Source organism: Pedobacter sp. Leaf176 (assembly GCF_001424305.1).
Classification (GTDB): domain Bacteria; phylum Bacteroidota; class Bacteroidia; order Sphingobacteriales; family Sphingobacteriaceae; genus Pedobacter.
Genome location: NZ_LMPD01000001.1, coordinates 917,779 through 932,040 on the forward strand (window position 1 = coordinate 917,779; position 14,262 = coordinate 932,040).

Here is a 14,262-nt window from a genome sequence, read left to right on the forward strand (position 1 = left end):
AGGCTAACCCGTTTTTTTATTCCTTAATTTAAGCATTAAATAAGCATACGATTAATACTAAATTTACTTAGCTTTGCAAGCGCAAAATTATGCTTACATTAACAGATTTAAAATCCTTACTGGCTACGCCTCAGAAAATTGTAATCACGACACATCACAAACCTGATGGTGATGCAATGGGTTCCTCTTTAGGTTTGTATGGCTACTTAATCCAGAAAGGCCATCATGTAAAAGTGATAACCCCAACGGATTATCCCCTGTTCCTGCAGTGGATGCCTAATAATTCCGATGTGGTCATATTTACTGAGGAAACTGAAAAAGCTGCAAAACTAGTCGAGGAAGCAGCAATAATTTTTTGTCTGGATTTCAATACCTTAAGCAGAATTAACGAACTTGGCGAGTTGGTGCGTGCAGCTTCCGCTAAAAAGGTGATGATTGACCATCATCTAGAGCCTGAGGATTTTGATGATTACCGTCATTGGGATATAAACGCTTGTGCTGCGGCTCAATTGGTTTACGATTTTATAGTTAATCAACTGGATGACGAAAAAGGCATCAACAAAGATGTTGCAGCTTGTTTGTATACGGGAATTATGACAGATTCAGCATCATTCCGCTTTCCTTTAGCAACATCGAATGTGTACCGCATTGCCGCGAATCTTATTGATTTAGGAGCGGAACACTGGAAAATACATCAGTTGGTTTACGACAATGCCAGTGAAGATCGATTACGTTTCCTTGGTTACTGTTTATCCAACAAGCTCGAAGTTTTCCATGAATTTAATACCGCAATTATTACGGTTACAAAAGATGAACTAGCAAAATACCACAGTACAACCGGCGATACTGAAGGTGTAGTAAACTATGCCTTGTCTATAAACGGAATTCGTCTAGCCGCTTTAATTGTCGAAAGACCAGATAAAGTTAAATTATCCTTACGTTCTACCGGAGATTTTCCTGCAAATGAAATCTGTAAAAAATATTTCAATGGAGGTGGTCACAGAAATGCGGCTGGCGGCGCCTCAGAAAAATCATTAACTGCAGTTATCGAAGAATTTAAATCAATATTACCAGAATATAAAAGTCAGTTAATTGCATAAATAAAGCAGGCGTTCCCTGATAAATAATAAACCAATAAATAAATAATGAAACCTGCGAAGCAAGCTTCATGATAAATAAAAATCAATAAACAAATAATGAAAAAAGGAATAATTATTCTGTTTGCAGCAACATTAGGTTTGGCTGCTTGTAACAATTACAAAAAAGGTGAAGGAGATTTGCAATACAAAATCTTAAAAGATGAAGGCAAAGAAAAAATTAAGGAAGGTGATTTTGTTAAATTAAACGGTATTCAAACTGTTGAAGGTTCAACTAATGCCGATTCAACTTTAGTAAATACTTATGACAATGAACGTCCTGCGTTTTTCCCAATCAGCAAATCGATGTTCAAAGGCGATTTAGTTGCTGCTTTAAAAATGTTAGGCGAAGGAGATAGTGCTTCTTTTAAATTGAATTTAGATTCAATGGCTAAATATTCAGGACAACCAAAACCTGCGGGCTTAAAAAGTAACTATGCTACTTTTACGGTTAAAATTGAAAAAGTTTTGCACAAAGCAGCTAATGAAGCTGATTCTACTTTCGAAAAAAAGAAAAGAACATTTTTTGAAAGCGAATACAAAGCATTAATTGCAAAAAATAAGGCAAATGAAGCTGGTAAAATCAAGAAGTATATTGATGACAATAAATTAGAAGTTAAATCTACGGCTTCAGGTTTACAATATGTTATCGAAAAACCAGGTAATACAGAAAGAGCAGCATTAACCGATACGGTAATGGTTGATTATACCGGTCAGTTCACAAATAAAAAAGGCAACGGTACAATCAATGTTTTCGATACATCAAACGAAAAGATTGCGAAAGAAGCTGGTATTCACTCACCAATGGCTCAATATACTGCTCGTCCACTAGTTTTAAACCAGTTGGCTCCAGGTTTTATCGAAGGTGTTCAATTAATTGGTGTCGGTGGCAAAATCAAAATCATCATTCCATCTAAATTAGGTTATGGTGAAAATGGTGGTGGTCCAATCAACCCATTTACGCCATTGGTTTTTGATATCGAAATCAAATCAATTAAGAAAGGAAATCCGGCAACAGCTGCTGCGCCGCCTGCGCCTGTAGCTCCGGCTCAATAAATGAAATTAAATATTTTCAAAGCCCCTGGATGTCATTCGGGGGCTTTGTCGTTTTAAACCTATTCGATTAATCTTCCGGCGATAATATTTATCTTTACCATATGATTTTTACCGATACACATACGCATTTATACTATGAACAGGATGCTGAAAAACAGGCACAATTGATTGAACGTTCATTCGAAAATAATGTTAGTCGTTTGTTCCTGCCAAATGTGGATGTGGCCTCAATTGCAATGATTGATGATTTGGTAAGTAAGTATCCGCAAAATTGTTTCGCGATGGCCGGTTTGCATCCTTGTGATGTGAAAGATGGCTACGAAGAACAACTCAATATCATACATAAAAGCATCAGCGGAAGAAAGATATATGCGATAGGTGAAATCGGCATTGATTTGTATTGGGATAAAGCGACTTTAGATATCCAAAAAGATGCCTTTCATAAGCAAATCAGCTGGGCAAAAGAGCTAGGTTTACCAATCGTAATTCATTGTCGTGAAGCATTTGATGAGGTTTTTGATGTACTGGAAAGTGAGCGGGATGAGAAATTACGCGGGATTTTTCATTGCTTTACAGGAAATGTTGAACAGGCAGAACAGGCTATAAATTTGAATTTTTATCTTGGAATTGGCGGTGTGGTTACGTACAAAAAAGCGGGACTTGATGCTGTTTTGGCAGACATCCCCTTAGCTAATTTAGTGCTGGAAACCGATTCTCCCTACCTTGCGCCCGTTCCTTTCAGAGGGAAACCTAATGAAAGCAGTTATCTTATTTATGTTGCTCAAAAACTGGCTGATATTTATCAGGTTTCTGTTGAAGAAATAGCAGCCATTACGACAGAAAATTCTAAAAAAATCTTTGATATTTAATTTAATCAGCAAGTCATGCTGCTCATTCCACACTATTAGATATTAATTCTGCAGAATTCTCCAATAATCTGATATTTTATTGTAGTAAACGCTCCTTGTTTGCTCTAAATGCAGCCCTCTGCCAGCCCAATAGTTCCATAACCATTATAATTAATAAACGTATTATTAACGTATATTGTCAATTTTAAATTTATTTTTATGTTTTATTGATGTAATGATAAATATAACTCTTTATTTCGTTCCATAATTATGAATATGAAAATTATGTCTAATCATGTGCATTTTTTTCTTTTCTTTGCGCTGAGCAACCTTACCAAACCAGATGAATAAAATCCTGATAATTTATACCGGCGGCACCATCGGTATGATCAACGACCCGGATAATGGGATGTTGGTTCCTTTTAATTTTGAACAGATAAAAGAAAATGTACCGGAACTAAACCGCTTAAATTATGATTTAGAGGTTCATTCATTCAATCCGGTTTTAGATTCATCTAATATGGATCCTGAGATCTGGAAAACGCTAGCCAAACTTATCTACAAAAATTATGAATTGTACGATGGCTTTGTTATTCTTCATGGTTCGGATACAATGGCTTTTACCGCGTCAGCCTTAAGTTTTATGCTGGAAAATTTAGGTAAACCTGTTGTATTAACAGGCTCTCAGTTACCCATCGGAGAAATCAGAACAGACGCCAAAGAAAACCTGATTACGGCTTTAGAAATCGCAGCGACCAAAGAAAATGATAAAGCATTGGTGCCTGAGGTTTGTATCTATTTTGATGCACAGTTATTTAGGGGTAATCGCTCGATAAAATATAACATTGAAAAGTTTGAAGCTTTCCGATCGCCGAATTATTCAATCTTAGCAGAGGCTGGTGTGCATTTACAATTTCATAGAAATTACATTTTGAAAGTGCCGGAAAAGAAACTTATTCTGCGTACAGATTTTAATTCAAATATCGGCGTTTTAAAATTATATCCTGGTATTACACCTCAGGCAGTTCAGGCCATTACCGATTCGAAAGTGGATGCAATTATACTGGAAACATTTGGCTCAGGAAATACCACAACGGCCCAATGGTTTTTAGATGCTTTACAAAATGCTTTGGATAAGGGTAAAATTATTATTGATATTTCGCAGTGCAAAAAAGGTTCCGTACAACTGGGACTGTATGAAACCAGTAGAGAGTTGCAGAAAATGGGTATTTTAAGCGGCTTTGACTTAACTTTTGAAGCAACGGTAACCAAATTAATGTTCGTTATGGGCTTGGACTTACCAGTTGAAGAAAGCAAAAAGCTGATGGAACAATCATTACGCGGCGAGTTAACCAATTAAGTAAAACTTATGCAATTATGACGCAAGTCATTCCGCTTGTACTTAATTAGCCTTATTTTTGCTGTATAAAGTTATAGTGTTAGTTTGCAGGCAACGAATCTGTCTCGATACTAGATACTCAATTTTTGATACTTAATAAACATGAAAATAGAACAAATTTATACGGGTTGTTTAGCCGAAGCTGCATATTACATTGAGAGTAACGGCGAGGCTGCAATCATCGATCCGCTTAGAGAAGTCTCGACTTATTTAAAGAAAGCTGAAAAGGCGTGTGCAACTATCAAGTATATTTTTGAAACGCATTTTCATGCCGATTTTGTCTCCGGGCACGTTGATTTAGCAGAAAAATCAGGTGCTGAAATCATTTATGGTCCCACTGCAAAGACAGAATTTAAATCACATATCGCTAAAGATGGGGAGCAATTCAAAATAGGTAATTTAACCATCACGGCATTACATACTCCCGGGCATACTTTAGAATCCACAACTTATCTATTAACGGATGAAAACGGCAAAGACCACTGTATTTTTAGTGGTGATACGCTTTTTATCGGAGATGTTGGCCGTCCTGACCTGGCCCAAAAAGGACATTTAACAATGGAGGATTTAGCAGGAATGCTTTATGATTCATTAAATGATAAAATTAAACCACTTGCTGATGATATCATCGTTTATCCCGCTCATGGTGCGGGTTCAGCTTGTGGAAAAAGCATGAGCAAAGAAACTTTTGATACGCTGGGACACCAAAAAGAAGTTAATTATGCTTTAAAAGCACAAACCAAAGAACAATTTATTGCCGAAGTTACCGATGGCATCATGCCTCCGCCACAATATTTTGCGAAAAATGCGGCAATGAATAAAGGCGGTGTCGACAGTATTGATGACATTTATGAGAAAGGTTTAATTGGCTTTACCCCTCAGGAATTTGAGAATATGGCCAATCAAACCAGTGCAATTATGCTTGATACCAGGGATCCACAACTTTTTGCAAAGGGCTTTATCCCAAATTCAATTAATATCGGATTAAACGGACAGTTTGCGCCCTGGGTAGGTGCGCTAATTACTGATTTGGAACAGCCAATTTTGTTGATATGCGATGAAGGAAAGGAACAGGAAACCATTACCCGCTTAACACGCGTTGGTTACGATAACACAATAGGTTACCTGGATGGTGGTTTCGAAAGATGGACGGATGCCCGAAAAGAAATCGATACCATAGAATCCGTTTCTGCCGAAGATTTTGAGCAGGCAGTAGGTGCAGGAGATATTATGGCTTTGGATGTTCGGAAACCCGGGGAATATGAATCGGAGCATTTGGAATTTACGTTAAGTCGTCCATTAGATTTTATTAATGACTGGACTGGTGAGATTGATCCTAAAGCGACTTATTATATTCATTGTGCCGGCGGTTATCGCTCAATGGTAGCGGCTTCGATTTTAAAATCACGGGGGGTCGAAAATGTTATCGACGTTGCCGGCGGTTATGGCGCAATTAAAAATACTGGTTTAAAAAGAACCGATTTTGCTTGTCCAAGTAAGGTGATGAAAGTTTAATTTTGTTATTTAACCACTAAGAAACCCTAGCGTATGGGAGGTTAAATGCCTCATTTAGTTTAATTTTGCTATTAACCACCTTAGAAACCTTAGAGTATCCAAGGTTAATTATCTCATTTAGTTTAATTTTGCTATTTAACCACCTAAGAAACCCTAGCGTATGCGAGGTTAAATGCCTCATTTAGTTTAATTTTGCTATTAACCACCTTAGAAACCTTAGAGTATCCAAGGTTAATTATCTCATTTAATTTAATTTTGCTATTTAACCACCTAAGAAACCTTAGAATATCCAAGGTTAAATGCCTCATTTACGTGGCAAGCCTTAGGCGATCTTAGATGTCTAAGGTGGTAAACTTTTTATAATGTCTGAAAATCAAAATCACTACGATGTATTAATTATCGGTGCCGGACCCATTGGTATGGCATGTGCCATCGAAGCACAAAAAGCGAATTTAAGCTATGTAATTATAGAAAAAGGCGCTTTAGTGAACAGCCTTTTCAATTACCCGGTTTTCATGACGTTTTTTTCCACTTCTCAAAAACTGGAAATTGGTGGTGTTCCGTTTGTAACGATTAGTCCGAAGCCTAATCGAAATGAAGCCGTGGAATATTATCGACGTGTTGCTGAAAAATTCAACCTAAATATTCATCTTTTTGAGTGCGTTGAAAAAGTTTTAAAAAACGAGCAGGACATTTTTGAAATTACAACCTCAAAAACCAGCTATACCGCAGGAAACGTAATTGTAGCAACCGGCTTTTATGATGTTCCTTTATTGATGAACATTTCCGGCGAGGATTTGCCGAAAGTTACACACTATTATAAAGATCCACATTTATATGCCTTCCAGAATGTTGTGGTTGTGGGTGCAAATAATTCGGGCGTAGATGCCGCTTTGGAAACTTTTAGAAAAGGTGCAAATGTTACGATGGTGGTCCGCAGTGGCGATCTTGGTTCACATGTTAAATACTGGGTTCGCCCAGATATTCAAAACCGCATTAAAGAAGGAGAAGTGAGCGCACTTTTTAATTCTGAATTAGTTGAGATAAGGGAGGGATCAGTTGATATTAGAACGCCTGAAGGTTTGATAACCATTCCTAACGATTTCGTAATTGCTATGACAGGATATCAGCCTGATTTTTCTATGCTAAGGAAGTTCGGAATCGATTTACCTGAAAGTCTTTGTCCGATTTACAATGAAGAAACCATGGAAACGAATGTTAAAGGTCTATATCTGGCAGGGGTAGTTTGTGGTGGTTTGGATACACACAAACTTTTTATTGAGAATTCGAGGGTACACGCTGAGATTATCATGAAGCATATCCAAAAATAGCATTTTCCTTCGGGGTTGGATTTTAACAATTCCCTCCCTTGAACCTAGTTCTTCTTCGGATAAAAAAATCCGAAACCCTTATACAAGGCATTGTGTAGAATGGTTGAGTGATTTTCTTCAGGAATCGGTAAAAAATTCACTTTAATATTTTTTTGCTGTTGCAAAAGTGCTGCTAACTTCTTTGTGTCACTTTCCATCTGTTTGCCTTCAGTACCTACGGAAATGTAAACCTGAGTTCCGTTCGGCACTGATTTTTGTAAATACTTTGGAGCTTCGTTTAAAAGCGACTCATTGTTCCACCATAAACTCGGACTAATTATCATATAATTCGTAAAAAGTGCAGGCTTTTTTAGAAGAGCTTCTGTGGCTAATAAACCGCCTAACGATTGCCCGATGATGGTTTTTGAAGCATTTGTTTTATATAGTTTCGAAATATAAGGCTGCAATTCCTTCTCCATAAATAAGACAAAGTTTTCTGATTTACCAGTTGTCGGGAAATCCTTTAAATCCTTTGGAACAGTCGTTGGAAATGTAAAATCCCGTCTTCTGTCCACGTTTGCAATACCCACTACAATAGACTTTGGCATGGCATCAATCATTGTTAAAAATTGAACTAGTCCAGCAACATGCAAGAAATCTTCATTTGCTGATCCATCTAAAAGATAAATTACCGGATATGTTTTAGTTGAATCAGGCGAATAGCCTTCCGGCAGATAAATATTAAGTGTTCTGTTTTCTTTTAAAATTGAAGAGTTTATGGTTTGGACTTCCCCGATTACCAAGGGTTTTATTTGTTGCGTGTTTTGAGCAAATAGATGAAAATTGAAGAAAATTAAGGAAAAGATTAGGCTATAATGGTATTTCATTTATGTGTTTTTTTCAGAATTTGAAAATTACATATTATTATTTATTTCATTGGTATCTTCAAGGTATTCCCAACAAAATTATCAATTGATGTTTCCACACTTGATAAATCTTTAGAAGTGATATATGAACCTAAAACGTGATTTCCTCCGTTTGGAATGGCAAGTTTCCTTTTTAAATCTGTTGCTGTTCCAAGTTCATCAAACATTTTAAGCATGGCGTCAACACGAACAACAGGATCTTGTTCCTGCTCATTTTTATAATAATACAACATTAAAACCGGTTGCTTCACCTTTTCAAATACGGATTTGGTCATGGTGCTTTCTACCAGTTCTTCAAGTTCTACTAAAGCCTCTAATCTGTAGTTTGTGTACCAGTATTTTTTATATTCATCGCTCCGCTTTTCCAAAACTCTTCTTTCTTCGCCACCAACAACTCTCCGGGCGATTTGTAGTCCCCATGGGTCGTTTAAAAGCCAGGCATTTTTGTCGTTTATGGCCACGTTAGGCGAAATTAAAATCAGGCTGTTAATTTCAGGGTAAACTGATGCAAGCTTTAGCGCCACTGTTCCGCCTGTCGAAGTTCCGATGATAATAACTTTTTTACCTAATTTTCTACAGATGGCATAAGCCTGTTTGCTGGTCTCCCAAAGCTTATTGGCGGTAAAATGCCTCATGGGTGATAAGGATTCGATACCGTGCTCGGCAAGGCGGGGCAGAAATAAATTTGCCTTTAATTTTTTTGCCAGTTTTAAGTGGGTTGGATTTCCTTCCATTTTTGAGGCAGAAAAACCATGCAGATAAACAATTGCATATTCAGTCTGCCGATGTGTGGAGTCTGCCCAAACGATTTCGGCCTCATTTCCAGGTTTGATAATATGTCCTTTTTCTATGCTTTTAACATAGTCGTCCAGTTCCGAAATATCCGGTACCATATCAAGACCTTTACTATAAACAGGTTTTTTAGGTTTAGGCCCGACTAAATAAGTAACAATTATTAAAGCAGTTAGGCTCAACAGGATTTTATAGCGTTTTTTCAAAGCAATATTTTATTAAATGTAAACTTTTATAGGAATTTAACCTAAGTTTGCAATCAAAATTTTTCGACTTAATGCCGGGAATCGAACAGATAAAAAAACCTATAGCCGCAGACATTAAAGCGTTTGAAAAAACCTTTAAAGAATCTATGCACAGTGATGCACCCTTGCTCGATAGGATAACCCATTACATAGTTAAACAAAAAGGCAAGCAAATGCGGCCAATGTTCGTTTTTTTTGCTGCGCAATTATGCGGCGGAATTACGGCATCCACGCATCGCGGCGCGGCTTTGGTGGAGCTTTTGCATACGGCAACACTGGTTCATGATGATGTGGTGGACAATGCTTATGAACGCCGTGGTTTTTTCTCCATCAATGCTTTATGGAAAAATAAAATTGCCGTTCTGGTCGGCGATTATTTATTGGCTAAAGGTTTGTTATTATCGGTAAACAATAACGAACATAGATTGTTACAAATTGTATCAGAGGCGGTGAAGCAGATGAGTGAGGGTGAATTGCTGCAAATCGAAAAGGTGAGGAGGATGGACATCTCTGAAGAATTATACTTTGATGTTATCCGCCAGAAAACTGCTTCATTAATTGCATCTTGTTGCGCCGCAGGTGCTGCATCTGCCGGGGCAGATGATGAAACAATTGAAAAAATGCGTTTGTTTGGCGAAAAAGTGGGTATTGCTTTTCAGATAAAAGATGATACTTTCGACTTTGGAACTGATGATGTTGGTAAGCCTTTGGGTATCGACATAAAAGAGAAAAAAGTAACATTGCCATTAATTTACGCCTTAAACAAAGCGGAAAAACAGGAACGGAAAAGAATTATAAACCTGGTTAAAAACCATCAGGATGATGCAGCTAAAATTCAGGAAATTATAGATTTCGTAAATGCTAAAGAAGGCGTTCTGTATGCAAATCAAAAAATGCAGGAATACCAGGAAGAAGCGTTTAATATTTTACACCAATTTGAAGCAGGCGAAGCGAGAACAGGATTAGAGCAACTTGTATTGTACACCACCGAACGTAAAAAATAATGAGCAACGAGTTACTTTTCAGCATAGGTTTTCTTTTATTTATTACGCTTATTCTTGCGCTTGATTTGGGTCTTTTCAGCAAAAAAGAACATGTTATCAGCCTGAAGCAAGCCGGCATTATGAGTTTAATCATGGTAGGCTTTGCAATTGGTTTCTATTTCATTTTAATAACCGAGGGACGGGAATTACACGGCATTAAAGATTTTTCACATTTAAAAGAGATTGTCGCCAGGCATCAGCATCACATTACCTTAATTCCTAATAATTTTGAACAAAGTTTAGCACTCTATCAGCAAAACCTTGGTTTAGAATTTTTAACCGGATATGTGATAGAGTACGCCCTTTCGGTCGATAATATATTTGTTATTGTGTTAATATTTTCCGCATTTTCTGTTGAAGAAAAATATTACCATCGTGTTTTATTCTGGGGTATTTTAGGTGCAATCCTGATGCGCTTTATTTTCATTTTCGTTGGAGCTGCTTTAATTACAAAATTCGGATGGATACTTTACGTTTTCGGTGCTTTCCTTGTATTTACCGGTGTTAAAATGTTTTTTAGCAAAGAAGGTGACGACAAAATTGATCCGGAGAATCATCCTGTAGTTAAGTGGACATCAAAAATATTTGCCATTCATCCTAAATACGAAGGCAAAAATTTCTTTGTTAAAATCAATGCGAAGCGGATGGTAACGCCCTTGTTTTTAGTGTTGCTAATTGTAGAGTTCACGGATTTACTTTTTGCGGTAGATTCCATCCCGGCAATTTTTGCCGTGACTAAAGACCCTTACATTGTATTTTTCTCGAATATCTTTGCAATCATGGGATTACGTTCTATGTTCTTCCTATTGGTAAATATTATACACAAATTCCATTATTTGAAAACCGGACTGGCATTTTTATTAACTTTTATAGGCGTGAAAATGCTGGCACATGTTTACCTCGAGAAATGGGGCTTCACCACAGAGCACTCGTTAATTATTATATTGAGTATTCTTGTCATCAGTATCGTTGCTTCGATTATTTTTCCTAAGAAGACTGTCAAGGTTGCAAAATAAGGTTCATTCATGTAGCCCTGATATCCGAAAATATTTGTTTTGCGATGGACTTTTCTTATTAACGTTTAATTTCTTAGGTGCCTAAGGTGGTAAGAAATTCGAAAGCAAAATATACGTTACAGCACCTTCTCTTAACTAATATTTCGTACTTTCATTGCATAAATCAACAAACCAATCCTTCATGAAATATTTAATTGCCTCATTACTTCTTTGTACCTCTTTTTTTGTTAAAGCTCAGGATAACTTCAGCGCTGTTTTCCAAAAAATAAATACAGATGTGCAGTTAAATTCTAAAGCTTATCAGACCCTTAAATATGAAACGGAAACCATTGGCCACCGTTTAACAGGCTCGGCAAATGGAGCAAAAGCTGAACAATACGCATACGATTTGTTAAAGTCTTATGGCTGCGATGTCAAATTTCAACCATTTGAAGTAGAGAGTTGGGCCAGAAAAACCATTAGCGTGGAAATTGGTGCAGATAAAAGCAGTCTGACAAAAGTAAATGCCGTTACTTTGGCGCATTCGCCTGTGAGCGCTGATATTATTGGTGATGTTGTTGATGCAGGTAATGGTTTGGATCTGGATTATCAATCCAATCCCGAAAAATTTAAAGGTAAAATCGCTCTGATTTATCTTGGTGTGCTAACAGGATCTCCCACTGGTACCAAATCGCTGCACCGTTCGGAGAAAACTGCTATCGCTACAAAGTATGGTGCAAAAGGTGTCATTATTATTAACACAGTCAGAGGCGGTGTATTATTAACAGGAACCGCTTCTGTAACAGGTAAACTAATTCCAATTCCCGCAGTTTGTATTGGTTTAGAAGACGGGATGGCTCTTAAAGAAAAACTTAAAACCCAAACTCAGGTTGCTCATATTGAAATGACCAACTTTTCAGGTTTAATTAAAGCTAGAAATGTTGTTGCAACATTTAAAGGAACTGAAATGCCAAAAGAGAAAATTGTTGTTGGCGGACATTTAGATAGCTGGGATTTGGCAACAGGTGCAATTGATAATGGCATAGGTTCTTTCGCTGTTATGGATATGGCCAGAACCTTTAAAAAGCTAGATTTAAAAACAAAACGCACAATAGAATTTGTTCTGTTCATGGGCGAAGAACAAGGTTTGCTAGGTTCAAAAGCTTACGTGGAACAGGCAAAAAAGGCCGGAAATATCAATCAGGTTAAGTTTATGCTTAATTATGATATGACCAACGACCCGAAAGGATTTGCAACATCAAGGGCTGAAATGAAGGAACTATTTACAACATGGGGTTCAGAGATCGTAAAGATTGATACCGGATTTAAAAATTTATTTAACGCAGGTGCAGGTTTGCATAGCGACCACCAGCCTTTTATGTTGGAAGGCATTCCTACGGGAGGTGGTGCAGGTGGAAAGTTGCCAAATAATTCAGGACCATTCTATCATTCAGATGGAGACAGTTTTAAATTGGTTGATGAACAAGGCCTTAAAAATACTGTTCGATACAGCGCAATGCTAACGTATGCACTGGCTAACACAACAAAAATTCCTGTTGCTGTACAGAGCGAAGAGGAGCTTAAAGCATTTCTCGAATCTCAGAACCTGAAAGAGCCGCTTACTATTGCTGGTGAGTGGAGGTGGAACTAACCGTTGAGTTGGATTTAACGGGGCAAATTTCTGTTATTTACTCATGAGCGATGCTTATTACAAAACCAGCATAACCGCCAATATAACTTTCCAGTTGGTATGTTTTTGATCTACAATTATAAATTTCACAATCCCTAATGGAAACGATGCCTTTTACGTCTTAATTAACGGAAATCGGCAGGTACCTGATGTGATTGTACACATTGTTTTCATACAATAATCAATCGAATCGCTTAAAGTAAACATAATTTGATTTGCTGTCATTTCTCCTTAACCTGGTATTTTTTGAAGCATTTTACGCTGAAGAATTATTTTTCTTGCACAATCACGTTCAGTAAAATGCCTAAAAGCTTTTCATTTTTAACACGGGTATAGCTGACAATCTCCCAATCATCACTTTAAAGCATCTAAAACAGATGCTACTTCAGGGAAAGCAAGTTATGTTTCCCTGTTTAGTGTCAAGCAATTTGTTTTACGTTCTTCGTGATGGATATTTGGTCAAGTTATTTAATAATATCAGCTCATATCAAAGATTTGTTTGGGGGTTTTCATAAAAGCCAATGGGACGTACTACAAGCCTTCGCCTATACGCATTCTTTTTACTAAAAGCGTGAATACGCCCTTTGGAAGAACATAACCGATTGTAAGTGACCATTCTCCGTTATTATGTTCTAAAACGCCATTATACGATCCATCAATATAAATTCGAAATTGGTTCCGGTTGTCTGGAATACGATTTACTACTATCGTACGGTTGTTGAAGGTAACTATTCTTGTGTCTGTATTCGGGTTATTAAACATTAAAGCTGTAAAATTGGTTAGAGGGTTTAAAAGAAGATGGAGGTAAATGATCTGCTATAAAGTTAAAAACTAATTCGTAAAAGCTTTAATAAAATCAAAATATCGTATTCTTAAGCTTACAAAATGATAATTTTATGTGTTTGTATTTTATAATTTAGTCAAAATGATATGCAAAAGTTAAAATGTTTTTGGTGATGACATAAATTAAGTCGTTAGGAGGGCAGAAGACTGTTGTTTAATCCAGTTTTGTAAGATTTCAAGGATTAGAACTGAATATTATAAAAACCAAATTTTATAATTATCGTACATAAACACGAAATTTCAGATAAAAAAAATTGATTATTCGGAACGGTACATTAATTACTAGCATATTTTAATTGAATATAAGAATAGAGACAAAATCATTACTAGAACTAAAATACATTAAGTTCGAGAACTTTGAATTTGATTAAACTATTGCGTAATTTTGTATCATTGAAACGATTATCTTGTAAGATTGTAAAGAGCATTTAATTACAATTAGATACGATTCGAATTATTGACTT

Annotated in this window: 12 protein-coding genes; 9 read left to right on the top strand and 3 right to left on the bottom strand. The window is 36.7% G+C overall.

The features are described 5' to 3' along the window. Window positions 1–89 precede the first annotated feature (89 nt). The 6 genes from ASF92_RS04165 (at window position 90) to ASF92_RS04190 (ending at window position 7,285) form a co-directional block, all read left to right on the top strand. Window positions 90–1,100: a bifunctional oligoribonuclease/PAP phosphatase NrnA gene (locus tag ASF92_RS04165; protein WP_056088184.1), complete on the top strand. Its 1,011-nt coding sequence runs from the start codon at window positions 90–92 to the stop codon at window positions 1,098–1,100. Window positions 1,101–1,196: 96 nt separating this feature from the next. Next, a complete protein-coding gene (locus ASF92_RS04170; protein ID WP_056088187.1) occupies window positions 1,197–2,192 on the top strand; it encodes an FKBP-type peptidyl-prolyl cis-trans isomerase in 996 nt (331 codons plus the stop codon). A 101-nt stretch (window positions 2,193–2,293) separates the two neighbouring features. After that, complete coding sequence (locus ASF92_RS04175; RefSeq protein WP_056088190.1) at window positions 2,294–3,061, top strand: TatD family hydrolase; 768 nt, start codon at window positions 2,294–2,296, stop codon at window positions 3,059–3,061. A 322-nt stretch (window positions 3,062–3,383) separates the two neighbouring features. Beyond that, window positions 3,384–4,400: an asparaginase gene (locus ASF92_RS04180; protein ID WP_056088194.1), complete on the top strand. Its 1,017-nt coding sequence runs from the start codon at window positions 3,384–3,386 to the stop codon at window positions 4,398–4,400. Between the two features lie 141 nt (window positions 4,401–4,541). Next, on the top strand, window positions 4,542–5,954 hold the full coding sequence (locus ASF92_RS04185) for a rhodanese-like domain-containing protein (RefSeq protein WP_056088196.1): 1,413 nt from the start codon (window positions 4,542–4,544) through the stop codon (window positions 5,952–5,954). Between the two features lie 362 nt (window positions 5,955–6,316). Next, entirely contained in the window at window positions 6,317–7,285 is a 969-nt protein-coding gene (locus ASF92_RS04190) for a YpdA family putative bacillithiol disulfide reductase (protein ID WP_056088199.1), read from the top strand. A gap of 44 nt (window positions 7,286–7,329) precedes the next feature. Here the strand turns inward: ASF92_RS04190 and ASF92_RS04195 are convergent, their stop codons facing one another. Continuing rightward, entirely contained in the window at window positions 7,330–8,151 is an 822-nt protein-coding gene (locus ASF92_RS04195; RefSeq protein WP_056088202.1) for an alpha/beta hydrolase, read from the bottom strand. Between the two features lie 41 nt (window positions 8,152–8,192). Continuing rightward, on the bottom strand, window positions 8,193–9,188 hold the full coding sequence (locus ASF92_RS04200; protein WP_056088205.1) for a carboxylesterase: 996 nt from the start codon (window positions 9,186–9,188) through the stop codon (window positions 8,193–8,195). 71 nt (window positions 9,189–9,259) lie between these two features. On the opposite strand from ASF92_RS04200, the gene ASF92_RS04205 reads away from it, so the two are divergent. From ASF92_RS04205 to ASF92_RS04215, 3 genes are all read left to right on the top strand, one after another. Next, a complete protein-coding gene (locus ASF92_RS04205) occupies window positions 9,260–10,231 on the top strand; it encodes a polyprenyl synthetase family protein (RefSeq protein ID WP_056088208.1) in 972 nt (323 codons plus the stop codon). Continuing rightward, the gene (locus ASF92_RS04210) at window positions 10,231–11,286 is read left to right on the top strand and encodes a TerC/Alx family metal homeostasis membrane protein (protein WP_056088210.1); all 1,056 of its coding nucleotides are present in this window, start codon (window positions 10,231–10,233) and stop codon (window positions 11,284–11,286) included. Before ASF92_RS04205 ends, ASF92_RS04210 begins: the two co-directional genes overlap by 1 nt. A gap of 181 nt (window positions 11,287–11,467) precedes the next feature. After that, window positions 11,468–12,916: a M20/M25/M40 family metallo-hydrolase gene (locus tag ASF92_RS04215; RefSeq protein WP_056088214.1), complete on the top strand. Its 1,449-nt coding sequence runs from the start codon at window positions 11,468–11,470 to the stop codon at window positions 12,914–12,916. Window positions 12,917–13,486: 570 nt separating this feature from the next. Here ASF92_RS04215 and ASF92_RS04220 read toward each other — a convergent pair. Next, window positions 13,487–13,717: a hypothetical protein gene (locus tag ASF92_RS04220; RefSeq protein ID WP_056088217.1), complete on the bottom strand. Its 231-nt coding sequence runs from the start codon at window positions 13,715–13,717 to the stop codon at window positions 13,487–13,489. Window positions 13,718–14,262: the final 545 nt, after the last annotated feature.

What these genes read in the sequence shown, in the direction of transcription:
- ASF92_RS04165 (WP_056088184.1), top strand. Translation starts at nt 90, where the DNA reads ATGCTTACATTAACAGATTTAAAATCCTTACTGGCTACGCCTCAGAAA.
- ASF92_RS04170 (WP_056088187.1), top strand. Translation starts at nt 1,197, where the DNA reads ATGAAAAAAGGAATAATTATTCTGTTTGCAGCAACATTAGGTTTGGCT.
- ASF92_RS04175 (WP_056088190.1), top strand. Translation starts at nt 2,294, where the DNA reads ATGATTTTTACCGATACACATACGCATTTATACTATGAACAGGATGCT.
- ASF92_RS04180 (WP_056088194.1), top strand. Translation starts at nt 3,384, where the DNA reads ATGAATAAAATCCTGATAATTTATACCGGCGGCACCATCGGTATGATC.
- ASF92_RS04185 (WP_056088196.1), top strand. Translation starts at nt 4,542, where the DNA reads ATGAAAATAGAACAAATTTATACGGGTTGTTTAGCCGAAGCTGCATAT.
- ASF92_RS04190 (WP_056088199.1), top strand. Translation starts at nt 6,317, where the DNA reads ATGTCTGAAAATCAAAATCACTACGATGTATTAATTATCGGTGCCGGA.
- ASF92_RS04195 (WP_056088202.1), bottom strand. Translation starts at nt 8,151, where the DNA reads ATGAAATACCATTATAGCCTAATCTTTTCCTTAATTTTCTTCAATTTT.
- ASF92_RS04205 (WP_056088208.1), top strand. Translation starts at nt 9,260, where the DNA reads ATGCCGGGAATCGAACAGATAAAAAAACCTATAGCCGCAGACATTAAA.
- ASF92_RS04210 (WP_056088210.1), top strand. Translation starts at nt 10,231, where the DNA reads ATGAGCAACGAGTTACTTTTCAGCATAGGTTTTCTTTTATTTATTACG.
- ASF92_RS04215 (WP_056088214.1), top strand. Translation starts at nt 11,468, where the DNA reads ATGAAATATTTAATTGCCTCATTACTTCTTTGTACCTCTTTTTTTGTT.
- ASF92_RS04220 (WP_056088217.1), bottom strand. Translation starts at nt 13,717, where the DNA reads ATGTTTAATAACCCGAATACAGACACAAGAATAGTTACCTTCAACAAC.